Annotated in this window: 17 protein-coding genes and 2 pseudogenes; all 19 read right to left on the reverse strand. The window is 45.5% G+C overall.

Going from position 1 to position 22,859, the window contains the following annotated elements; genetic code table 11:
* Positions 1-291 precede the first annotated feature (291 nt).
* The 19 genes and pseudogenes from ACCW76_RS06705 to ACCW76_RS06795 all read right to left on the reverse strand — a co-directional run bounded on the left by ACCW76_RS06705 (position 292) and on the right by ACCW76_RS06795 (position 22,795).
* Complete coding sequence (locus tag ACCW76_RS06705; RefSeq protein ID WP_436338094.1) at positions 292-1,365, reverse strand: hypothetical protein; 1,074 nt, start codon at positions 1,363-1,365, stop codon at positions 292-294.
* A gap of 1 nt (position 1,366) precedes the next feature.
* Positions 1,367-3,427: a glycosyltransferase gene (locus ACCW76_RS06710; protein ID WP_436338095.1), complete on the reverse strand. Its 2,061-nt coding sequence runs from the start codon at positions 3,425-3,427 to the stop codon at positions 1,367-1,369.
* A 17-nt stretch (positions 3,428-3,444) separates the two neighbouring features.
* A complete protein-coding gene (locus tag ACCW76_RS06715) occupies positions 3,445-4,872 on the reverse strand; it encodes a capsular polysaccharide export protein, LipB/KpsS family (RefSeq protein ID WP_436338223.1) in 1,428 nt (475 codons plus the stop codon).
* A 2-nt stretch (positions 4,873-4,874) separates the two neighbouring features.
* A pseudogene (locus ACCW76_RS06720) lies at positions 4,875-4,998 on the reverse strand (DapH/DapD/GlmU-related protein); the annotation flags it as partial.
* Between the two features lie 528 nt (positions 4,999-5,526).
* Positions 5,527-5,997: pseudogene (locus tag ACCW76_RS06725) on the reverse strand (class I SAM-dependent methyltransferase); the annotation flags it as partial.
* Entirely contained in the window at positions 5,997-7,220 is a 1,224-nt protein-coding gene (locus ACCW76_RS06730; protein ID WP_436338096.1) for an ABC transporter ATP-binding protein, read from the reverse strand. The gene ACCW76_RS06730 and the pseudogene ACCW76_RS06725, both read right to left, overlap by 1 nt.
* Positions 7,210-7,986, reverse strand: a complete 777-nt coding sequence (locus tag ACCW76_RS06735; protein ID WP_436338097.1) for an ABC transporter permease — start codon at positions 7,984-7,986, stop codon at positions 7,210-7,212. Before ACCW76_RS06735 ends, ACCW76_RS06730 begins: the two co-directional genes overlap by 11 nt.
* 8 nt (positions 7,987-7,994) lie before the next feature.
* The gene (rfbC, locus tag ACCW76_RS06740) at positions 7,995-8,546 is read right to left on the reverse strand and encodes a dTDP-4-dehydrorhamnose 3,5-epimerase (RefSeq protein WP_436338098.1); all 552 of its coding nucleotides are present in this window, start codon (positions 8,544-8,546) and stop codon (positions 7,995-7,997) included.
* Between the two features lie 6 nt (positions 8,547-8,552).
* The gene (gene rfbD, locus ACCW76_RS06745; RefSeq protein WP_436338099.1) at positions 8,553-9,434 is read right to left on the reverse strand and encodes a dTDP-4-dehydrorhamnose reductase; all 882 of its coding nucleotides are present in this window, start codon (positions 9,432-9,434) and stop codon (positions 8,553-8,555) included.
* Positions 9,431-10,309, reverse strand: coding sequence for a glucose-1-phosphate thymidylyltransferase RfbA (gene rfbA / locus ACCW76_RS06750; RefSeq protein ID WP_436338100.1), 879 nt, complete (start codon positions 10,307-10,309; stop codon positions 9,431-9,433). The genes rfbD and rfbA overlap by 4 nt, the downstream gene beginning before the upstream one ends.
* Position 10,310: 1 nt before the next feature.
* Positions 10,311-11,402, reverse strand: a complete 1,092-nt coding sequence (gene rfbB / locus ACCW76_RS06755) for a dTDP-glucose 4,6-dehydratase (protein WP_436338101.1) — start codon at positions 11,400-11,402, stop codon at positions 10,311-10,313.
* Positions 11,403-12,161: 759 nt separating this feature from the next.
* Positions 12,162-13,175: a UDP-glucose 4-epimerase GalE gene (gene galE / locus ACCW76_RS06760; RefSeq protein ID WP_436338102.1), complete on the reverse strand. Its 1,014-nt coding sequence runs from the start codon at positions 13,173-13,175 to the stop codon at positions 12,162-12,164.
* A gap of 44 nt (positions 13,176-13,219) precedes the next feature.
* Positions 13,220-14,113 carry a UTP--glucose-1-phosphate uridylyltransferase GalF gene (gene galF, locus ACCW76_RS06765; RefSeq protein ID WP_436338104.1) on the reverse strand — a complete coding sequence of 298 codons (894 nt, stop codon included), beginning with the start codon at positions 14,111-14,113 and terminating at the stop codon, positions 13,220-13,222.
* 503 nt (positions 14,114-14,616) lie between these two features.
* Positions 14,617-15,957 carry an MOP flippase family protein gene (locus ACCW76_RS06770; protein ID WP_045832317.1) on the reverse strand — a complete coding sequence of 447 codons (1,341 nt, stop codon included), beginning with the start codon at positions 15,955-15,957 and terminating at the stop codon, positions 14,617-14,619.
* Positions 15,954-17,177, reverse strand: a complete 1,224-nt coding sequence (locus ACCW76_RS06775; RefSeq protein ID WP_200680233.1) for a glycosyltransferase — start codon at positions 17,175-17,177, stop codon at positions 15,954-15,956. Before ACCW76_RS06775 ends, ACCW76_RS06770 begins: the two co-directional genes overlap by 4 nt.
* A gap of 3 nt (positions 17,178-17,180) precedes the next feature.
* Positions 17,181-18,443 carry a colanic acid biosynthesis pyruvyl transferase WcaK gene (gene wcaK / locus ACCW76_RS06780; protein ID WP_045832318.1) on the reverse strand — a complete coding sequence of 421 codons (1,263 nt, stop codon included), beginning with the start codon at positions 18,441-18,443 and terminating at the stop codon, positions 17,181-17,183.
* A gap of 197 nt (positions 18,444-18,640) precedes the next feature.
* Positions 18,641-20,851 carry a phage tailspike protein gene (locus ACCW76_RS06785; RefSeq protein ID WP_436338105.1) on the reverse strand — a complete coding sequence of 737 codons (2,211 nt, stop codon included), beginning with the start codon at positions 20,849-20,851 and terminating at the stop codon, positions 18,641-18,643.
* A 71-nt stretch (positions 20,852-20,922) separates the two neighbouring features.
* Positions 20,923-21,957, reverse strand: coding sequence for a glycosyltransferase (locus ACCW76_RS06790; protein WP_436338106.1), 1,035 nt, complete (start codon positions 21,955-21,957; stop codon positions 20,923-20,925).
* Between the two features lie 85 nt (positions 21,958-22,042).
* Positions 22,043-22,795 (reverse strand): glycosyltransferase family 2 protein, encoded by a 753-nt coding sequence (locus ACCW76_RS06795; RefSeq protein WP_436338107.1) that lies wholly within the window; start codon positions 22,793-22,795, stop codon positions 22,043-22,045.
* Positions 22,796-22,859: the final 64 nt, after the last annotated feature.

A 22,859-nucleotide genomic window follows, 5' to 3' on the forward strand; every position in this document is an offset into this window, starting at 1 on the left:
TAACCAATTTTATCTTTGTTCGTGTCAACCAGTGTTGGAGTTACAGCTTCTTGAGGATAATTATTAATATCATAAGATAAAAAAGAAAGAAGAAGATGAAAACCAACAATTACACTAATAGCAGATATAATTATCGTACCTACTGGCGTTGCAACATCATGGACGGAGCTATGAATCCAATTTTCACGGCTAAAAACCACATATATCTATCAAAGCTGGAACCACGCCAATTGATACTCAAACTATAAAATATAATTATTTTAACTTAAAACTAAACGATTAAAGATATCGTTAAACATGAGTTAACTCTTCGATAATCGAGGAAAAACGTTCATGCCATTGCGGTGGTGATGATCTCAAAGGGGATTTGAAGTTAACATAGTTATCAAAATCTGAAACCTCTCCTTTTTCAATCCTCGATGTCATCTCACCAAAACGCGTACTTATTATTGTCAGACCGCAAGCTAAATACTCATAATACTTCACTGGATCAACAGATTGAGTTAGCTCATTAATCTTAAATGGTATTAAACCATAATCAAAAGAAGACATTATCTCAGGTATTTTGTCATGAGATACAGCTTTCTTTAACTCAATATTAGCAGGCAGGTTAGGTATGCTAACTTCATAATTCGGACCTATTAAGACGACTTTGTCTTGAGGATTGTCCAATGCAAGCTTAATGATGACATCCCAATCAAACCATTGAGCAATGCTCCCAACATATCCAAAAACCCTGTGATCGCGGTCATTGTCCTTTTTTATCATAAGACAACGTTGATAGAACTCTTGATCACATGCATTCAATATAAGATGGCTGGAGTCACATAAACCGCCATACTTATTCATCAAGTTGTTAGATGAAAAGAAGCTGCGATTAACACGCGAAATTATTGAATTAAAATTACGAGATATATTCTTTGATGAAATACCTTTTGAGAAATGTGAATAATCATCCATTACATCAAAGACTGTATCATCAAATGAGATATTATCGAGAAGTGAAATCGCCAGACGACTTGGCTTGCCAATAACTAGAACACTCCGTTTTCCCGAAATGATCTTTTTAACGCTGTCTGATACAGACTCAATCGCTTTACAGTTAACAATATCGTATATCTTACCAAGAGGTTCTATGGGTAAGAAATGACTATTGATGATGTGCACGTTATCGGGCTTTTCAAAGCTCTTTGCTTCAACTGACCTTACCTTAGTATTTAAGTCAGCAAGCTTTGGTAATCGGGATGCTGTTGGCTCTATCCAAATTACCGACTTAAACCCAGAATTGAGTGCTGTCTTAACAAAAAAGTGAGGACGCTGAGCAATACTATCCCAGCGTACAGGCGATAAATAGACAAGGATCATCTTAGTGTACACCTTTCCGGTATTTATGTGGAACCCACGGCCCCCATTTTTTTTCAAAGATGACTTTGTTCTCTTGCATCAGCAGTTCTTTTCTATTGTTTTTGAGCTGATTAAAACTGGCAGATAAATGGTGATGCACAAATGAGTCTTCTGCTGCCGCCATTCCCCATCCAGCTTCTTTAACCCGCTTGCAATAATCATCATCCTCAAAGAAGCCCAGCCCATAATCCAGAGATATACCACCAATTTCTTCATAAACATCGCGACGTATCGCTGCGCAGAAAAAGGCCAAACAATCCATGCGATAAAGTTGGTTGCTATGGGAGGTAATATATTGCAGAGATTTAACATTCATCTCAGACCAAGTATCATAATGAATATTAATTTTAGATTCATTACCTATATTATTGGTCACTGGGCCAACCAGACCAAGATCTGGATTCTGTTTGAGCGCTTTAACCAATCCGCCGAGCCAGAATGGCGAGACATAGGTATCATTGTTAAGAACAACAAGAATATCTCCTGTTGCCTTTTCTAATCCAATATTATTACCCGCAGCAAAACCTACATTTTCATCGTTCAGAATAATTGTGTAATTTTCTTTTTTAGAATAATTTTGAATGAGGTATTCACGAGTTTCATCAGTTGACAGATTATCTACAACAATAACTTCGTAGTTATCATACTCAGTATTTCTTTCAATACTGTGCAAACATTCTTTGGTTAAATTAAGATTATTATAGGTCAGAACCACTAAGCTAACTTTGGGTTTACTACTTTCTAATGAGTAGATAGCTTCACTTAATTGATGAGCGCGGCTTGCCCAATCATGACCTTTCGCCCACTCTCTGCGAGTCTCTCTTAGTGCTGCATTGTCGGTTTCACTCATTGCCAGGGCGATTTTTTGAATGAACTCGTTTTGCGAATAAGCTACATGAACAACTTCATCCATAATGATAACTTCTGGCATTGCAGTGCAAACTACGGGTTTACCAGCAGCTAAATATTCATAGACTTTAACAGGATTGGTGCAAAGCGTTAACTCAATGAGTTTAAATGGTATCAAACAAACATCAAAATCTTTTAAATATGGCGTTAATTGAGCATAAGGTACCTCGCCAAGAAACTTGATATTTTCAATTTTCTTCGCAGCAGAGATATCTCCGGTTACGCCCCCAATTAAAACAAAGTCATATTGTGGATATGCTTTTGCTGCGGCAATAAGCAGATCGAAATCAAACCATTCTGCAATAGCACCATAATAACCAACGACTGGGCGCGATTTAGTTAATACTCCGTTTTCAGGAATGCGAGAAAAATACTCAACCTCACAGCCATTACGAATAATGATGTTGTCACTATATTGTGCAACACTCTCGGACAACCGCTGAGCCGTAGTTATGACTAAATCAGAAGATTTAAAGAGCATTTCCTCCTCTGTTAGCATCGACGATTCATTATTTTCAAATCCTGCATGGTGATCCATACAATCATAAATAATATGATTAGATGCTAGCCCCTCAACAACCTCACGCCAAAACGGTAAGTCGATTATCGAGTTTGTAAAACCGAAGCCAAATGCTTGCCTCGCTAAATAAACGCTATGAATCAGGAATTTTACCTGCTCAGGATCCAACTTATCTTTATATATATTTACTTCGTGCTTATTAATGTTCAATTTACATAGCACAACACCGTCTGAGGCTATTCTCTGAATAACAAACCCAGGCACAGTACTTACATTGAACGTAGTTGCGAAATATATAATGCGGTGCTCTTGCTTTCCTAGCTCTCTAACCAATTGCTGGGGTCGTTGTAAGCGAAAATCCCAATCAATAACAGGGAATAACAAGATATCTAAACCTGATTTTTTTTCTCCCAATAATCTAAGACAAGAAATATCGCCTTGAACCCGGGCCGCATCATCAAAAGAAGTAGACAGTGGCTGTTGGACATCGTTGATGCCCCTTAGATTTCTATATAATTTTTTAACCCTGGCGCGCATTAAAGGTGACATGCGGTAATAAATTGGCCTTACAATGCTTTTAATAGAATCCTTCATAATCATTCTTTCCTAAATCATTTAAAAATACGACGAATACGATTAATCAACCTCTGTGCACGACTGCTGTTTTCATACTCTTGCAACCTGGCATTGAGTGTCTGTGCCCATTCTGAAATTTCCATCGCATTTTTTTCCGTAACTTTGAGTGACTCAATCCATTTTTCATAACCCAGAATTGAATTCTGTAATACTTTATTTTGGAAGCGATTAATCAAAATTTCGCGATCTTTAAAGAAAGAACCACTATCAAATAAATAAGAGGTACTCATCTTACCTGCAGATTTATTCAATAGGTATCTGCGTATGTGTGACTCAGCATTGAAAAACTTATCTTCACTAAAGAAATATTGATGATATGTGAGATAAGTGAACTTAAGAAGTTCATCATCATGTCCTGCGATCTTGTCACCTTTGAAAGACGGTTCTGAGAGCGTTTCTTTGGTCATGTCGACAACGAGACCATCAACTGCATATGGAGCAACACCAAATGTAAATACTTTTTTACCCGCAATTAATGCTTCAAAACCTAGCGAAGAATTGATAGTAAAAATGCCGTCGGCGATTGCTACAAGTTCCTGCGTGGAATACTCATTTGTGATCACTGGAACATTTTCGACTTCAATTTTACATTGCGCCTGCGCAGGGTGTTTTTTGATAATAAACTGGATATCATCCCTTGCATGGCTCAGGCATTCAGCGACAAATTCCTGCATCGTATCGAACTTAGAACCAGCAACGATATTAGAATCATCTTCAACTTGTAATGCGATCAATATGATTTTTTTATCTGACAGTCCCAATTGCAGACGCATCTCGGATTGTCGTTCAGTTGAAATGCGATAATTAGCTCTTACCTTACCTTGTGTTAAGCGTGCAATAGTTCGCTCATTTTCAGAAAGTTCAAAGTGTCGGAACTCCTGCCAAAAATCGACCAGCGAACTTGTGCTATTTACACCTTCTGCGTCACTATAATAAATTGTTGGATTAGGATTGCGCGACAACCCTAACTCATTAAAATACACACTAATATTATTATTTAAGCAGTGCTTTTTAAGAAGCCCATCATAGTTCCAACAAAAAATCATTTGCGGAGAGAGATGCTCAATAGATTGAGAGATAAATGCTTCATGCAGAACGTCCTCAGAACCATTCAACACCCCTTTCCAGCGCTCGAACCATTCATTATTATTATAATCCGTATTAAAATCAGCGGGTGAAATGCATTTCCACCCATCTTCGCGAATTACGTTTGCAAGTTCATTAGTAGAGATAAATGCAACATCCCAATTTTGTTCAATAAATGAATTTGCTAACTTTTTGTAACGGTCATAGATGCACTGGAAGGTTAATGCATCATTACGAATAGAGAATGGTAGTAAGTAGAAAACAACTGAGTTTTTTACGAGTTTTTGGGTTACTAATCCGTCTGCTGGTTTAACCATTGAATTTGGTAAAACGTCATCTTTAACTACACTATTAGCACCAATAACCGAGTTGTCTCCGATAGTCACTCCTTCGAGGATTGAAACATTGCTGCCAATCCATACGTTGGAACCAATAGTGACTTTTTTGAATGACATACCTTGTTCGCTAATTGGCACCTCTGATTTGAAATGATGCGAAGAAGAAGTGATTATCGTATTCGCACCAATTAAAGTGTTTTCACCAATTTCTATTCCACCTGTAGCATTAAGCCAACACCCATAACCTATGACTGACTTTTTCCCTAACGCTAATATGCCGGCATGGTGTGTTTCCAGGACGACATTTTCACGAATTTCAGCCCCATCGTTGATATGATAAATTCCGTCATCGAAGGAAGGCTTGTACACTACTGAATCTGCTACACTTGCTGATTCTGAAATGAAAGACTGTTCTCTTTGTTCGCTCATTTTTTTAGTCTCTTTATCTTTAATCAGTAAGCTAATATCTTGAATTGTTCTGTTCTTTGGATATTTACAGACTGCCACAACAAAACCCCAGTGTATTTCATCGTCAATACGATAGAATTTATCTTGATCCTGTAAATATATATCAACTTCAAGGAAGTAATAATTAAGGACTCGACGTAAATCGTCACTGGTATACTCTAAGTAATGATAACTATTCAGTGGATTACTTCTGCTAACTTCTCTTACAGGTGTTGAAACAATGAATTGTCCATCATCTTTTAGTACCTTCATGAATCCATCGAGCAAAATCCTCGGATCCGGGACATGTTCAAGAGTTTCAAGGCAGACAACAGTATCAACCATTTGCAATGAGTCGGCTAACTCACGAATGTCGCCGCAAAGATAGTTGATTTTTTCAGATGTATATTTCGATTTTGCAAAATCAACTGCACTTTGATCAATATCTACCCCCGTGACATTATTGCAATAATCTTTGAGTATGTCGCTACCGTATCCACTGCCACAGGCACAATCCAACACAGACATACTTGAAGATAGATGTTTTGCCGCAAAATAGTAACGGGATTCATGTCTTTCGATATTTTCTACGTCATACGCATTCTGTTTAATATCGAGGTTTTCATCTGATGAGAAGTATAGTCTTTCAGTTGCCATTAGAATGAGTCCTCTTGTTTAATCAAAATTGGTTCCATATTTATAAATCCAATTGTTTTACTGGTGCCAATAATGCTAAACAATTTCATTCCCCAACGATGATCATGTTCACTGAATTGTCCATCAGAAAGCATATCAATTAGGCCTGCATTTACAGTATAAGACCCTAAACCTAAATTATTTGGCACATTGAAAGTGATCTTACGTTTACCTGCACCAGGTTTAATTGAGATACCTAAATTCTTGCTATTAAAACCCCAGACATCTATCCCAGATGTATTACGAAGAGTAAGTGTAAAAACAGGATTTTCAAAATCACTTTCTAAATCGAGGGTAATTGAAATGGTGAGCGATTCACCAACCTGTGCTTCAGTCACGTTTTGATTAGATGCTGTTGAGAACATCACATCTTCGATCTTACCCCCACCTAAACCGAACCGATATTCTGATCTCAAAGCTACCTGGCTTTTTAGCCATTGGATTTCTTTGGTTTTCATTAACTCCTGATAAGAATTTACGACAATATCAGGTTTGTCATCTAATAACACACAACCTTTGTCAATCAAAATAGCCCTATCGCAGGTATTCCTGACTGCAGTCAAATCATGCGAAACAAAGAGAACCGTTCCTCCTTCTTCTTGAAACTGTTCAAATGCACGATGACATTTAGTCTGAAAGAGATAATCTCCAACTGATAGCGCTTCATCTACTATTAAAATATCAGGGCTAACATTAATTGCCACTGAAAATGCTAATCGTACAAACATACCACTCGAATATGTTTTCACAGGGCGGTAGATGAAATCACCGATTTCTGCGAAATCGCGTATGGCATCAATACGGCTTTCGGTTGTCTGCTTATTTATCCCAAGTAATGAAGCATAGAGATAGATATTTTCTATCCCTGTAAATTCAGGATTAAAACCGGCCCCTAATTCAAGTAAAGCCGCTACTTTTCCACGAACTTCGATGCTTCCACGAGTGGGCTGTAAAGTTCCTGCAATCATTTGCAAGATGGTAGATTTTCCTGCACCGTTGGCGCCTACAATACCAACCCTTTCACCTTTGCGTACGCCAAATGTAACGTTGTTGACAGCTGTAAATTTTGCAGTCCCTTCTCCGGGAGTTCTCTTTAGCAGGCTTGATACGTTATGGAACGGCGAACGATATTGATAAAAATCTTTCGATAAGTTTTCGATATTAATAATATAATCAGACGACATCGGCAAACCCTCTACTCAACCTTTTAAACATCCAACGGCCGATCACAAACAATGCAACTGCAGACAAAGTGTAAACAACATAGCCAACTATGGAAAATGCCTCAATGTTAAATGCTACAGAGCGAAAATCGATGACAATTAAAGATATTGGGTTTAAATAAACAATTGCTTTAACGATTTCTGGAAACACACTTAATGGGAACAGAATAGGACTCACGAATAAAAACATTGTAGAAGCTAAATTGACCACGTGCGTAATATCTTTGATATATGTTCCAAGTGCACTAAAAATATAAGAAAGCCCAAGCGTTAAAATAAGAAATGGAGGGAGAACAATTAACAAGGCTAAAACAGATCGCACAAAACTCTCGCCGGTGATGATAACAGCGACCAACAGTAAAACTGCACCAATAAGCAAGTTAAAAAACTGCGCTATAAAATTGGATAAAACCAGTACTTCTAATGGAAAAACAACTTTCTTAACATAATTTGAATTGCTGCTAATTAACTGCGTGCTACTCATTAGCAGTTCAATCAAGAAGAAATGAAATATTAAACCAGAAAAGAGTATGACGGGGTAACTTGCGAGTGAACCACCACCCCATTTTGTTTTAAAAGCAAAGCCAAATATCAGCGTATATACAGCTAAAAGAAAAAGAGGGTTAAGCAAGCTCCAAAAGATACCAAGTGTTGACCCCTTGTAGCGTGAATAAACATTTCGCCGTGCGATCTGCAATACTAAGTCTGTATGAGTGCTAAATTTCATTACTATCCTCAAATTGTCATAAAGTTTTTGAAAGATAGGCCTTTCATGTCTTTTTCTGACAAGAGAATTTCGATATCGTGGTCAATAGGCCAGGAAATATTCAAGTCAGAATCATCCCATTTTATTGAGTGTTCTGCTTTTGGGTTGTAGTAATCGGTGCACTTATAAATAAACTCGGCTGATTCGGACAACACATAAAAACCGTGAGCAAAACCTTCAGGAATCCAAAGTTGACGTTTATTCTCTGCCGAAAGTTCAACCCCAACCCACTGCCCGCAGGTTGGTGAGTTTTTACGTACATCAACAGCAACATCGTACACAGCTCCAACGCCCACGCGAACTAATTTCCCTTGTGTGTTTTCGCTCTGAATATGCAAGCCACGAAGGATCCCTTTTTTGGACTTCGAATGGTTATCCTGAACAAATCGGGTGGGTTTGCCAGAAACAAGCTCTTCAAATTTGTTTTGGTTCCATGTTTCCATGAAAAAACCTCGATCATCACCGAAAACCATCGGTTCAATGATTTTTACGTCTGGGATGTTAGTTCCAATAACTTTCATTGTTTATTAACTCTTATAAGCTTTAATTGAGTTTAATGCTTTCATCCAGTTACTTGCTGGCACACCAAAATCTTGCGTGATTCGTGTTGTATCTAATTTTGAATTGGCAGGCCGCTGTGCCGGTGTTGGGTATTCATCTGTAGTAATGGGTGATACCTCGGGAATGGATTCAATTAAACCCTGCTCACGAGCCTTTTTGAAAATTGATTGAGCAAACTCGCACCAACTCACATGCGGCAATCCCGTATAATGATAAACACCATTAGATAATTGTTGCTCAGGTGTTTTATTTAGCATGTGAATAATGGTATCGGCAATATCTCCGGCATATGTTGGACCGCCAAATTGATCTGAAACAATACGTAATTTAGAGTGTGTTTCTGCCAAGCGAAGCATGGTTTTAACAAAATTATTTCCGTGCTCGCCAAATACCCATGCAGTTCTGATTATAAAGTACCGACTGCTAATTTTCTTTATTTCATCCTCACCTGCAAGCTTTGACTGGCCATAAACACTTGTCGGCCCTGTTAAATCATCTTCTTTATAGTCCCCTATTTTGTTACCGGGAAATACATAATCTGTTGAAATATGAATTAACAATGCACCACACATTTCTGCAGCTTCAGCCAGATTCTTAACGCCTCTACAATTGACGTCGAATGCTAATTCTCTTTCTTGTTCTGCTTTATCAACAGCAGTGTAGGCCGCAGCATTGATTATTACATCAGGTTTGAATTCCGAAACCTTATATTTCACTTCAGCAGAATCAACTATATTTAACTCACGCCTATCAACTGCAAGTAATTCAATGTTGGAAATAAGAGCTAACTTTTGTGAAAGAAGGTATCCTACTTGCCCATTTTTTCCTGTCACGAGTACTTTCATCATTTATTTCCGGAGTCTTTGACCAGGTTTATTAAGTATTGGCCATAGTCGTTTTTCTTCATAGACATGCCATAATTATTCACCTGCTCAGAACTCAGCCAGCCATTTCTCCAGGCTATTTCTTCCAAACATGCAATCTTAAGTCCTTGCACATTTTCGATAGTTTGCACAAAAGATGAAGCTTCATGTAGACTTTCATGTGTACCTGTATCTAGCCATGCAAAACCACGCCCAAGAAGTTCCACATGAAGTGAACCGTCTTTTAAATACATTTCATTAATTGTCGTAATTTCTAATTCACCTCTGGAGGAAGGCTTAACCTTTTTTGCAAAATCAATTACACGGTTATCATAAAAATATAAGCCAGTAACAGCATAATTAGATTTTGGCTTTAATGGTTTTTCTTCAATTGAAACAGCCCGCATTTGCGCGTCAAACTCTACAACGCCAAAACGCTCAGGGTCTTTAACTTGATAGCCAAATACCGTTGCACCTTCCATCCTGTTTGCTGCATCTGCTAATGAACGAGTGAAAGACTGTCCATAAAAAATATTATCGCCCAATACTAAACAGACTTTTTCTTTTCCTATAAATTCTTCGCCAATTAGAAATGCCTGTGCTAATCCATCAGGACTAGGTTGTATAGCATATTGAATTTCAACGCCAAAATCCTTACCATCGCCTAGCAGTCTTCTAAAACTTTCATTATCTTCAGGCGTTGTAATAATAAGAATATCCTTTATCCCTGCCAACATCAGAGTTGAAAGAGGATAATAAATCATCGGCTTGTCGTATATTGGCAGTAACTGCTTAGATATTCCACGAGTAATTGGGTACAACCTGGTTCCAGATCCCCCCGCAAGTATAATCCCTTTCATATTATTCCCCTCCCTCAAGACGGTTAGTATCTGCATAACTTTTATCAAGAATACGCTGCCACCAGCGCTGATTGTTAAGATACCAAACTACAGTCTTACGAATTCCTGATTCAAAAGTTTCTTCCGGGACCCAACCTAAATCTTCTTGTATCTTGCTTGCATCAATAGCATAACGTCTATCATGCCCCGGTCGGTCTGTAACGTAAGTAATTAGTTCTTCGAATTGGCGAATGCCAGCAGGTTTTTCATTAACCACTTCATCCAGGATTTTGCAGATGGTTTTTACTACATCTATATTTCTTCGCTCGTTATGACCGCCAATGTTATAGGTCTCACCTATTTTCCCTTCTGACACAACTTTATACAAAGCGCTGGCATGATCTTCAACAAATAACCAATCCCTGATCTGCTCGCCATTGCCGTAAACCGGTAATGGTTTACCTGCCAATGCACTGAGAATCACCAATGGAATGAGTTTTTCAGGAAAATGATAAGGGCCATAGTTGTTTGAGCAGTTGGTGATTAATGTCGGTAATCCATAAGTTCTGCTCCAGGCCCTAACTAAATGGTCACTTGATGCTTTAGATGATGAATATGGGCTGCTTGGGGAGTAGGCTGTTTTCTCAGTAAACAACGGTAGAACAGCCCCTTCTGCACATTCATCAGGGTGAGGCAGGTCTCCATACACCTCATCTGTAGATATATGATGAAACCGGAATGCTTTTTTTCGCGTTTCATCAAGTTGGTTCCAATATGTGCGTGCTGTTTCAAGGAGCACATAGGTTCCAATTATATTTGTTTCAATAAAAGCCGCGGGGCCAGTGATAGAACGGTCAACATGACTTTCCGCAGCCAAGTGCATTACAGCATCAGGTTGATATTTAGCAAAAATGCCTACCATGGCTTCGCTGTCGCAGATATCTGCTCGCTCGAAAACATAGCGTTCATTATTTTCTATTTCAGTTAGCGATTCGAGATTTCCGGCATAAGTTAATTTATCAATATTAACAACGCTATCTTTCGTATTATTAATGATATAGCGAATAACTGCCGACCCAATAAATCCTGCACCACCAGTAACCAGTATTTTCACGTGTATGTTCCGCTCTTGCTCGCACTACATTTCAACTAAAAACTCGAGACCTGTTTAACTTTTAATTCAGAAAGATTGGATACATATAGCTTTCTAAAAGTCTTATCTACTTAACAGGACTCACATAAACTATTAACTTCGAATTCTTTATCAAACTTCTCACAACTGTGATTAACTATAATTCAAGCCTCAATTCTCGCGTCAACTTGCAACAAACAATCTATTGCGAAAGATATTAACTTTCACATTAACAAAGCAGTTCTGATTTTTAATATTTGTAAAGCGAAATCATGAAACCGATGCAAATACTGTAGTCCTGTGCAAAAAAACATCGTTAGCTTTAAAAATCAACAGAACCACATCCTGGAAGGATAATATTTGAACTTATCAGCATTGCTCTTTGCAAAACACAACGCTACCGCCCCTGGCTCAAAGCTACCAGCTTGCTACTTGCAACAGTCAATTGAAAGCTATCTTGCGTGAATTTCATTTAAGTCGCTAAATCCACAGCGATTGATAGTTTAAATGAAACTCACAGATGTTCTCAGGGTTTCCAGGTATTTTCAAAACCCTCAAGCATCATGAGTACTGTTCGCTTAAGAATCACAGGGCGCGAAAATAACTGATATGCGACAAATCCTATCATTTTGACTGATTTGAATAAAGCTTAGCACCCAGCTTAATTTGTCCAATCAGTGAGGTCTCAAATGCAAAAAGCCTGTCAGTTTTGACAGGCTTTTTGCTTAGAGAGCTGACGACTTACCTAAACCCATCCGGGTTCTTACTCTGCCAGTTCCACGTGTCGCGCATCATCGCATCGATCCCACGCGTTACCCGCCAGTCCAGCTCGGTATTCGCCAGACTTGCATCCGCCCAGAACGCCGGCAGATCGCCATCACGACGCGGCTTAAACTCAAACGGAATGGCCTTACCAGAAGCCTTCTCAAAAGCCTTAATCATTTCCAGCACCGAGAACCCTACCCCGCCGCCAAGATTATACGCCTTGTAACCGGTAACTTTTGGCAGATGATCCAGCGCCTTCAGGTGGCCTTCGGCCAAATCCACCACGTGGATGTAGTCGCGCTGAGCGGTGCCGTCTGGCGTGTCGTAGTCATCACCAAACACGCCCAGCTTCTCCAGGCGACCAATCGCCACCTGCGCGATATACGGCAGCAGGTTATTAGGAATACCGGTTGGGTCTTCACCAATCTCGCCAGACTCATGCGCGCCAACCGGGTTAAAGTAGCGCAGCGCGATGGCTTTTAAATTTGGGTCTGCTTTGGCGAAATCGCGCATCACGAATTCGATCATCAGCTTAGAGGTACCGTACGGGCTGGTGGTGCCACCGATTGGCGTGGTTTCCACGTAAGGAACCGGTGCATCGGCGCCGTATACGGTCGCAGAAGAGCTGAAAATGAAGTTCCACACGCCTGCAGCGCGCATCTCTTCCAGCAGCACCACAGTACCCGCCACGTTGTTCTCGTAGTATTCCAGCGGCATGCGGGTCGATTCACCTACGGCTTTCAACGCCGCGAAGTGAATCACTGCAGAGATGTCGTTGGCCGCAAACAAGTCACGCAGGCAAGCGCGATCGCGGATGTCGCCTTCAACGAACACCGCTTTCTTGCCAGACAGCTTCTCCACGCGATTGACGGCTTCGCGCGAAGCATTGCAAAGGTTATCCAGGACCACAACGTCGTCGCCACGCTCTAACAGCGCCAGCACCGTATGGGAGCCGATGTACCCTGCTCCGCCCGTTACCAAAATAGCCATGTGTACTCCTTTAAACCGCGCAAGCGGCGCGGCATGAGAATGGATTATTTCGCCAGAATTTTCTGGATAGCTTCGCGGAAATCACGACCCTGCGTGTTGTTACGCAGACCGTAAGAAACGAAGGCCTGCATGTAGCCCATTTTTTTACCACAGTCGAAGCTGGTACCGGTCAGCAGTTGTGCATCTACCGGTTTTTTCTTGCTGAGAGACGCAATGGCATCAGTCAGCTGAATACGGCCCCATGCACCCGGCTCGGTTTTTTCCAGCTCTTGCCAGATATCCGCAGACAGCACATAACGACCAACCGCAGTCAGGTCTGAATCCAGCTGGCCTACCTCTGGTTTTTCGATGATGTTGGTGATGGTGCTGATGTCGCCAGGATTGTCGATTGGCTGCTCGGTAGTCAGAACACCGTATTCGGTCAGGTCTTCGCCCGGCATGTGTTTCGCCAGCACCTGTGAGTGCCCGGTTTCTTCGAAGCGTGCGACCATCGCGGCGAGGTTGTAGCGCAGGTGGTCAGCGGTTGAGTCATCCAGCAGCACGTCTGGCAGCACCACGACGAACGGGTTATCACCGATCATTGGACGCGCACATAGCACTGAGTGGCCGAGGCCCAACGGGTTCGCCTGACGCACGTTCATGATAGTCACGCCAGGAGGACAGATTGATTGCACTTCGCTCAGCAGCTGACGTTTTACGCGCGCTTCAAGCAGCGCTTCCAGCTCATAAGTGGTGTCGAAGTGGTTTTCCACTGCATTTTTGGAAGCATGGGTGACCAGCACAATCTCCTTGATGCCCGCCGCTACGCACTCGTCAACGATGTATTGAATCATTGGTTTGTCGACGATAGGCAGCATCTCTTTCGGGATGGCTTTCGTTGCAGGGAGCATATGCATACCGAGACCCGCAACCGGGATTACTGCTTTAAGCTTGGTCATATTTATTCCATTTCATGAAGTGAATACGTGGGGTCGATTATGCAGGATCGGCCGGTGCAGCAAGTATAATCTTTATCTGAAAATCCGGCACTAACTCTCTGTCACCACATCAAAAATCGCCAAAATGGCGGGCTGCCGCTTCGCCTGACCGAAGCAAAATGGAGGCGCTAAACCGCTGAAAAACAGTGAGAGGTCAATGGAAAAGTGGCAGAGGTTAAGACCAGTGGTTTACAGAATGAGTTCAGCGGGATTTTATCGTGGTGCGTGCGGGTAGACTGCGCCATAAATGGAGTAATGCTTGTCAGTTGAGCGCGTTTTGGTCGCCATAAATGGCAACCCTACATTGTTCGGTGCGAATTTCGTAGGGTGCGCATTGAGGGAGAACCGGGTTGAATACGCACTCCCTGGCTTAAGCGAGCGGCATTACGCCATACATGTCGCCGTTACGGATCTGTGCAGACAGCAAGTGCATGCCCGCGCAGATCACGTAGTGATGGCAAAACCTACAGCCAACCCTCAAACCACTCCGGCATCACAAACAAGTTAAAGTGATTCACCAGCATCATCAGGCCGACAAACACCACCGACACCGAAACCCACTGGCGGGCATACGGCATAAAGCGGATACCAATCACCGGCTTGATAAAGAACGGATGGGCGAAGGCAGAAATCAGCACCTGCGAGATAGACAACGTCAGCGCCACATACAGCACGTTCGGCCAGATGTAGGTTGTCGCCAACACCACCACCACCACCAGACTGGCGACGATGTTCCAGTAGAACTCGACGTTAGTCTTGCCGTTCGCCTGGGAAATCGCGCCGGTTAAGCCACCCATCGGGCGCAGCATACCGAACAGCAGCATTAGTGGTATCAGATGGTAAACCTGCTCATGCGACGCGCCATACAGCACGCGTACGATCACCGGCGAAAGAATGCCAATCGCCAGATACATCGCGCTGCTGAACAACATGATGACGAAGGTGCCTTTCAGGAACAGATTTTTCAGCTGCTCCGGATCATGCTGCTTCTCGGCGAAACGCGGCAGCGCCAGACGGTTAATCACCGGCGAGACCAGTTTCAGCGGCTGCAGAATCAACTCTTTGGCCAGCGAGTAGATCCCCAGCATCTCCGCCCCCATCACTTTACCCACAATCAGTGCATCCGCCTGGGTACGCAGCTGGTTGATGGTCTGTGAACCCAGCTGGTAAATGCCGTAACGCACCGCGCTGATGAAGGTCGCCCCTTCAAACTCCCACGTTGGACGCCACGACTTCTCCCCGAAGTAAATCATGCACAGGATGCGCGTAAAGGCATTGATGAACAGTCCAAGGATCGCCGCCGCCACCGTGAGCGAAGTAAAGTACAGCATCGCCACGGTACAGATAAACGCGAACAGCTTGGTCGCCATCTCAATCTTCGCCAGCGTCACCATACGTTTGGATTTCACATAGTGCGCCTGATACTGCGACAGATGTCCCAGTACGAGGAAGTTGAGGCTGGTGAGCATAATCAGCCCTGTCAATTCAGGCAGGTGATAGAACCACGCCACCGGGAAGGCAATCGCCAGCATAATCAAGCCGGTACACAAGCTGAGCGAGACGTTGACCCAATAAATGGTACTCTGCTGGCGGCGGTTGATATCCTGGCGATGCACGATGTAGCTGCTCATCCCCATATCCTGCAACACCGTTGCCACCGCCAGAATGGCGTTGATAATGGCTAATAAACCCAACTCATGTGCTTCCAGTTTTCGCGCCAGAACGCTGAGCTGTAACACCTGCAGCAATGCCGCGAAGCAGGTACTGCCAAACAGCCAGACGGCCTGTTTTTTTAATCCGCTCACACCATGCGCTCCAGAATTTTAGCCAGCTCACCATAAGCGATGTGCTGATTGAACTCGGTTTCCACTTTGTGTCGCGCGGCAGCCACTACCGGCGCGACATCAACATCACCGCGTGACAGACGCAGCAACGTGTCGGCCAACTCTTCGGCATCGTTTTCCGAGACCAGCCAGCCGCTGACGTTGTTCTGAATCAGCTCCGGGATGCCGCTGTGATAGGTCGAGACCACCGGCAGCCCCACCGCCATCGCTTCCATCAACGCCACCGGAATGCCTTCCATATCGCCATCCGCCGCGGTTTTGGACGGCAACAGGAAGATATCGGCATCGTTCAACGCCTGACGAATCTCCTCTTGCGGCTTGAAACCTGGCATAGTGACAAAGGCTTCCAGTCCGGCACGCGCGATGTGTTCACGCATCATGCCGTCCTGCTCACCGTTGCCGATAATGGTGAACTCGAACTGCCCACCGTTGTTGCGCAGAATTTCACTGGCTTTTACCGCCACGTCTAAGCCCTTTTTCTCGGTCAAGCGCGCCACCGAGACAATTCGCAGCGGCTGATGAAACGCCTCACGCGGCCTGAAGTTAAACTTCTCCGGCTCGATGCCCATGCGCGTCACGTGCACCTTCTCGCGTGGACAACCCATCTCAATCAGCTTGTTCTCCCACAAATGGCTGATGGGCAACATCAACTCGCTTTGTTTGAACAGGTTGACGTAATCGAGCTTGTGCTCTTCGAGAATGTGACGGCGCGAAATATCCGCGCCGTGGAACACCGTTGCCTGCTTGCCTTTCAGCACGCCGAGCTCACGCAGTTTGTTGGCCAGCGCACCGGCATAACCAAAGTGCACCAGAAACACATCCGCAGTGTAGGTTTGCTTCGCGTTAGCAACAATCGCCGGCAGCAGCAGCTTTTTCGCCTGCTGGCCGTAGCGGCCGACATTGAGTGATTTGATCAACGCCGGCTTAGCGATTTTCGGCAGCATCAAACCAATGCGCTGCGTCAGCTTATCGAGATTCGAGACTTTCTCTTCCGGCAGTAAATAGTGAGTTTTCGCCGCCAGATTGTAATCATCGAACGCGGCGTGGCGATTGATCATATCGCCTGGAAACACGGAGATAATCTCCACGTCATAGCCTGCATCGATGAAATGCGTTACCTGATTGAGGACAAACGTCTCAGAGGCAACCGGAAAACGCATGGTGAAAAAGGTCAGCTTCATCACTTACCCCAGCACGTTGAGAATTTCTGCCGTTATGCGGTTACCAATTTCACGCTCCTGCGCCACCGCGGTATCCACTTTGCGCTTCACATTGTCGTAATCGGCCAGCACGGTTTGCACTTTGTCGATCAGCGAGCCATCCATCAGGCTTTGCACGTCGGTGGCCATTTGCGGCAGTCCAAGCTGCTTCATCACGCCGAGCGATTTGTGCTCATAGTTGATGGCCACGGCTGGGGTACCGAAGTTCATGGAAATGATGGCGGAGTGCAGGCGGGTGCCAATGGTCAGGTGACAATGGCTTAGCAGGATGCCGAGTTCGAGATCGTTGAACTCGTCCATGATGACATGGTAATGCTCGGGATTTTCGACGTGGTCACGCAGCGTCAGCGCGACCATCCGGTCGTCTTTGGCGTAGCTGTCGATGCCGGTACAGGTAGAGAAAGCCACCACCTGATAGCCTTCAGCAATCATCGCATTGATGACTTTCCCGAAGGCCGCTTCGTACTCTTTCTGCGTCACGCCGAGACGTTTATCGAACGGTGCCAGTTCACGCACGGTGATGGCGATGGTTTTACGCGCGCTGATGATGTTTTTCCAGTGCAGCAGATTGTGGCTCGGGTTCTCCACATCACGCGCCTTCACCAGGAAGGCGGTATCCACGCCCTTCTTCACTCGATTGGTGGTGACACCGTCTTGTTTTAGACGATCGAAGCTAACTTCTTCACGCAGCACCAGGCTATCGACGCGATCGAACACGAAGTTGGCCAGCGCATTCACGCGCGGGTTCTCAAAGGGTCCCACGGAGTGACCGACCATATGCAGCGGCTTTTTCGCCATCAATGCACAGAGCGCGTGGTCAAACTGCGTCACACCATACAGATCGACGAAGAACGAACCGCCCACCTGAATGATGGCGTCATACTGTTCCAGACTTTTGGTGAACTGCGCCAAATGTGGCGGCACAGAAAACGATTTGTACAGGCCACCCTTGCCCAGATGCGCCATCATGATCTCGGGCATCAGACGGTTGGCCACTTTACGTTTAACGCTGCCCACCAGCCCTTTCGCTGATTTGCTGTTATGCAGAAACAGGGAATCCTGCTGGATATCCTGTTGCAATAAGTACCCGGAGCTTGTTGGATAACGACTGATCACATCAATATCGAGGTCGCCACGCGCAGACTGCAAAGAGTCGATCAGTCCACGTAAAATCGCGCCATCCCCACGATTTCCACAGGTATGGTTTCCCACCAATAAAATCTTCATAAACACTCCAGAAAAATTTTTTTAATTTTTTACAAGCCACGCCATTTCCTGCACGGGCAAAGTGAACTCTGTGTTAAAAAACTGCAATGGGAACAATGCCCAAAATAGAAAATCTGTTCTCAAACGGGCGACCTGAAGGCCGCTCCCAACTTTTCCCGGAGAGGACGCAAACAGCTGCGTTCTCTCCGGTTCGTGCATTACGACTTCACTGCAAAATAGGGTAACGCTACCTGCTCGCCGTTAATCACCACCGAGACAAATCCTTTCGGCGCACGCGTATCTACCTGCTCCGGTTTCAGCGCGCGCGAGGCCAGCAGCAGATCGCCCTGCTCGTTGCCGCCGATACCCGCTTTACCGTTGTGCAGGCTGAAGCGCTGCGGTGCCTGCTGGCTGCCGCTGGCAGGACTGCCCTGCGCCATGGTGGCATCCACACGCGCACAGCGTCCGGTGAGGAAGCGGTCCTTGGCGGTGCTTTTAATCAAAATCGCGGTAGTAGGTGTCCAACCGGCCAGCTTGACGAACACTTTCGTGTCCGTCTCTGAACGCGGTTCAAAGCGAACATCCACCACCGGTGAACTGCCTTCGGCTGACCAGCTGGCTTCCGCATTTTTGGTTTTGCGTTGCAGATGAATCACCGCACGACCGCCGGTGCCTTTGCCATCAATGACATTCATTAACGGCTGATTAGCCGTGCCATTATTGAATTGCGATTGACCAAACACCTCGATCTCCCAGCTGTCACCCACCGTAGGTGAGTAAAAGTTGCCGAGTTCAAACCAGGTTTCCTGGTTGGTGTTATTCGCCAGGCGGAAGCGTGAAGTGATGTAGTTGTATTTCAGGCTGCCATCGATGGCGACACCGTAAGATTCCACGCGCGTTGATCCCATCTCCCAGATGTTGAGCCAACGCTCGCCTTCCATCGAGTTGTCGATCCAACTCCCCGCTTGCAGGTTGGTCTGGCGCATGTTCAGTCGCGAGTTGTGCGCGATCAGCGGATTTTTACAGTCTTCAATGCTGAGCGCGTCGATAATCCACTGCCCATTGGAAATGTCACCGGGAAACTCGCTGTGCTCGATCCAGCCGTTATGAATGATCGACTGGCTGCAACGCGGCAGATTCAACACCTTACCGCCTTTACAGTGCTGGGCGTTGAAGTTGGAGAGTTCAATCGCCGTGCTGTGATCCCAGGCGCCAGCCTTTTGGCCTGACCAACTGGCTTTGATCACATCGCCGGTACAGGCATTGGCGTACCACTGGTCGATTTTACAATCCAGCGTATCCAGTAAGCTCAACGACACCCCGCCAACCTGATTAAGGCGCAGGCAGGCACCGCGGAAAAATTGCCCGCCGGGACAAGTGTTGCGGAACAGCCCTTGCTTATTAGGCCGCTTATCGTTCTGGCCGTTGAAAATCAGATTGGAGATTTCCGTCCAACGCGCGTTCACCTGGAACAGGAATTCAGAGCGGCCGTCTGAAGTCAGCGTGGTCGCCGGGAAATAGCCAAAATTGACCATCGCGCCGGAGATGCGGAAGTAGCGTCGTTGTTCATTGCCGAAATCGCACTCGGTGACGAAGAAATTGCCTGCCGGGAACTGCACACAGATCTGCTGATTGGCATCAATTGACCATTGATACATCGCTTTTATCGCCGGTGCGGCATCGGTTTTGGCATCGGCAATGGCGCCAAAATCGAACAGCGTCAGGCGGTTAAAATCTTCAACCACGCGACGCCAATAGAAGCCTTGTCCACTGAAGATAACGCCGCCATCATCTTTGTCGTCACCAAAAGCGCCAACGAATTCCCCGCCGCCCACTTCTAAGCCTTCATGCCAGCTTTTCAGCTTGATTTTGGCACCGGCGAACAGCGGACGCGTTTTCCGTAACTCATCGACCGACGGGATTTCGCCAATCAACTGATAGCCATTCGGCTGCGCCAGACGCTGACTAAAGTTACTCGGGTTGGGTCGCGAAACATCTGCAATCGAAAACAGCGTATTCCCCTGGTCGTCTTCCACCACCATGGAGTGCGAAGGATTGGCGATCAACGCTGCATTATCGTGGATGAATTGCGCGAAGTTGCCCTTATTCAGCGCAATAGGCTGGCTGATTTGTGACACTTTACCGCTGGCATCGCGCAGGAAGACCGGAATCTGATTGCCCGCTTTGCTGGCATCCTGACCGGCCTGCCCAATCCACAATTTGCCCTCAAAGTTCTGCCAGAACTGTGGTGGCATGGTGTAGACATTTTCCGGCGTTAAAATCGGCACATCGCCCTGCGGTACGCTGGACGGATCGACTGCTTTCAAAGCAGGTTGACCACTTTTTGCTGCATAGCTGGAAAATGCGCTCACTGAGAGCGCGGCAACAATGGAGGAGGCTGCAGTTTGCAAGACTTCTCTTCTTTTCATGCTTTCAATCCCGTGGTCATGGGGCTGCGTAACAGCCATAAATGTGATCCCGGAGGCACGAGAACGGACGCTTAAACCAGCGCCAGCCAGCTTTGTTTGATCTGGTTACCGTCAAACTTCAGCGCAGTTTCTTTGGTTTTTTCGCTCATGGCGTAGAACAGGCTATCGTCACTCGCCAGCTGTTCCATCCGCGCCAGAAACGTCGATTTGTCATTCATCGGCACCAGGAAACCATCTTCCCCGTGGTTGATGATTTCCTGTGGGCCGGTTGGGCAGTCATACGCCACCACAGGCAATGACCAGGATTTCGCTTCGAGCAGGACCAGTGGCAAGCCCTCATAACGCGAGGTCATCAGCGCCATGTCGCTGTCACGGTAGTAATCGTTGATGTTGCTGACTTTGCCGACGAAATTCACGCTGTCGGTGATGCCCAACGCCGCAGCCTGATCGTGCAATTGCTGACGCAATTCACCGTCACCGGCAATCACCAGCGTCCACTCAGGATGGGTTTTGCTGAAATCAGCCCAGATATCCAGCAGCAGGTCGAAGCCTTTTTGATTATCCAGACGCCCCACCGCCAGCGCCTGACGGCTGCGGCTCTGGCGCTGAAAGGCCTTGTACACCACCGGGTTGGGGATCTGCTTGCTGGCGATATTCCAGCGGCTGAACACTTGATGATCCTTGTCCGTCAGCACGATGACCTGGTCGTAATAGCGCAGCAGCATCCACTTCAGCGCTTTGATCGGCTTGCTAAAGGAGTTAATCGCGATGTGTTCACAGGCGTAGGCTTTAAAGCGTTTTTTCTTCATCGCCATCAAATTCCAGAAGGCGAACATCACGCTCAGCCGGCCCATGCTGATCAGAAATACGCTGTCGAAGCCTTGCTGATGAATGCTGGCGACAGCGCTTTTAATCGGGTTGCTGTGCCCTTCAAAACTGACGATCTCTTTCACGCGATCGAACGGATAAAAGGTTTTTCCGTGCCCTTCCAGCGAATAAATGGTGACGGCGTGCTGCTCTCCGAGGCACTCCGACATGAAATTACAGATGTTTTCCGTGCCCGCGTAGGAGTAGGCATCCTTAATCACTAAAACGATCTTTTTCATATAACGCTTTCCACCTCAAAATGTGAACTTAAGGCCCAACGCCTGCGTGCTGCTCACGTCGTAACAACACGAAGGATGCCGGGTCTTAACGATGCTTCAGGGTGAAGAGAACGCCGTTCACCATATACCAGCCGTAATAGTAATAGATTTTTAACGGATTGTTTTTATAGATAATTCTTAATAATTCGAGGTGCCATTTCGCCGCTTTATTCTTATTGCGCGAGAGGGAATCGCCCAGCTCGTAATAGTTGACCAGCGTCTTCTGGATCACCCGAGCTTGCTTGTAGCGGAGGAACAGTTCGTAGAGGAACAGGAAATCTTCATGCCCTTTACGCTGGAAGAAGATGCCCTGAGGAGGACGGCGAAAACACACGGAAGAGAAGCAGACGCGATACTGCTTCTTCACGAAGTTTTCCTGCTGGAGATAGGGTTTGCTGTAGAGAATATCGTGGTCGGCGGTTTTGGTTTTGTAGTGATAATGCGTGATGACAAAATCATCACCCGCCGCGATCGCCGCAGTCTGTTCGGCGAGTTTATCGGCGTGCCATTCGTCGTCACTGTCAAGAAACGCGATGATCTCTTCTTTCGCGGCACGCAGACCCACGTTACGTGTTTCCGCCGCACCGAGGTTGACGTCATTGTTAAGAATGGTGATGCGCGCATCAGTGCAGTGTTCGCGTACAAAGGCCAGCGAATCATCGGTGGACTGATCGTTTATTAAATAAAGATGCCAGTCGCTATAGGTCTGATTGACGATCGACTCTACCGCACGCAATACCGTTTTACGCGCGTTATACATCGGCATCACGATACCGACGGTGCCAACATGATTTGTCATTTGCATACCCGGAGTGTCAGGAACCAAAAAATTGCTCCCGGTGCGGGAGCAAGTGAAATTTATA

This window comes from Pantoea sp. C8B4, assembly GCF_051336905.1.
Lineage (GTDB): Bacteria > Pseudomonadota > Gammaproteobacteria > Enterobacterales > Enterobacteriaceae > Pantoea > Pantoea rwandensis_B.

Bases quoted from the DNA above. Each gene is read 5' to 3' on its own strand.
- rfbA (WP_436338100.1), bottom strand. From the start codon at position 10,309: ATGAAAGGGATTATACTTGCGGGGGGATCTGGAACCAGGTTGTACCCA.
- ACCW76_RS06775 (WP_200680233.1), bottom strand. From the start codon at position 17,177: ATGAAGCTGACCTTTTTCACCATGCGTTTTCCGGTTGCCTCTGAGACG.
- wcaK (WP_045832318.1), bottom strand. From the start codon at position 18,443: ATGAAGATTTTATTGGTGGGAAACCATACCTGTGGAAATCGTGGGGAT.
- galE (WP_436338102.1), bottom strand. From the start codon at position 13,175: ATGGCTATTTTGGTAACGGGCGGAGCAGGGTACATCGGCTCCCATACG.
- ACCW76_RS06790 (WP_436338106.1), bottom strand. From the start codon at position 21,957: ATGAAAAAGATCGTTTTAGTGATTAAGGATGCCTACTCCTACGCGGGC.
- ACCW76_RS06795 (WP_436338107.1), bottom strand. From the start codon at position 22,795: ATGACAAATCATGTTGGCACCGTCGGTATCGTGATGCCGATGTATAAC.
- ACCW76_RS06710 (WP_436338095.1), bottom strand. From the start codon at position 3,427: ATGAAGGATTCTATTAAAAGCATTGTAAGGCCAATTTATTACCGCATG.
- ACCW76_RS06735 (WP_436338097.1), bottom strand. From the start codon at position 7,986: ATGAAATTTAGCACTCATACAGACTTAGTATTGCAGATCGCACGGCGA.
- ACCW76_RS06705 (WP_436338094.1), bottom strand. From the start codon at position 1,365: ATGATCCTTGTCTATTTATCGCCTGTACGCTGGGATAGTATTGCTCAG.
- ACCW76_RS06715 (WP_436338223.1), bottom strand. From the start codon at position 4,872: ATGGTTAAACCAGCAGACGGATTAGTAACCCAAAAACTCGTAAAAAAC.
- rfbC (WP_436338098.1), bottom strand. From the start codon at position 8,546: ATGAAAGTTATTGGAACTAACATCCCAGACGTAAAAATCATTGAACCG.
- galF (WP_436338104.1), bottom strand. From the start codon at position 14,113: ATGACCAAGCTTAAAGCAGTAATCCCGGTTGCGGGTCTCGGTATGCAT.
- ACCW76_RS06730 (WP_436338096.1), bottom strand. From the start codon at position 7,220: ATGTCGTCTGATTATATTATTAATATCGAAAACTTATCGAAAGATTTT.
- ACCW76_RS06785 (WP_436338105.1), bottom strand. From the start codon at position 20,851: ATGAAAAGAAGAGAAGTCTTGCAAACTGCAGCCTCCTCCATTGTTGCC.
- rfbD (WP_436338099.1), bottom strand. From the start codon at position 9,434: ATGATGAAAGTACTCGTGACAGGAAAAAATGGGCAAGTAGGATACCTT.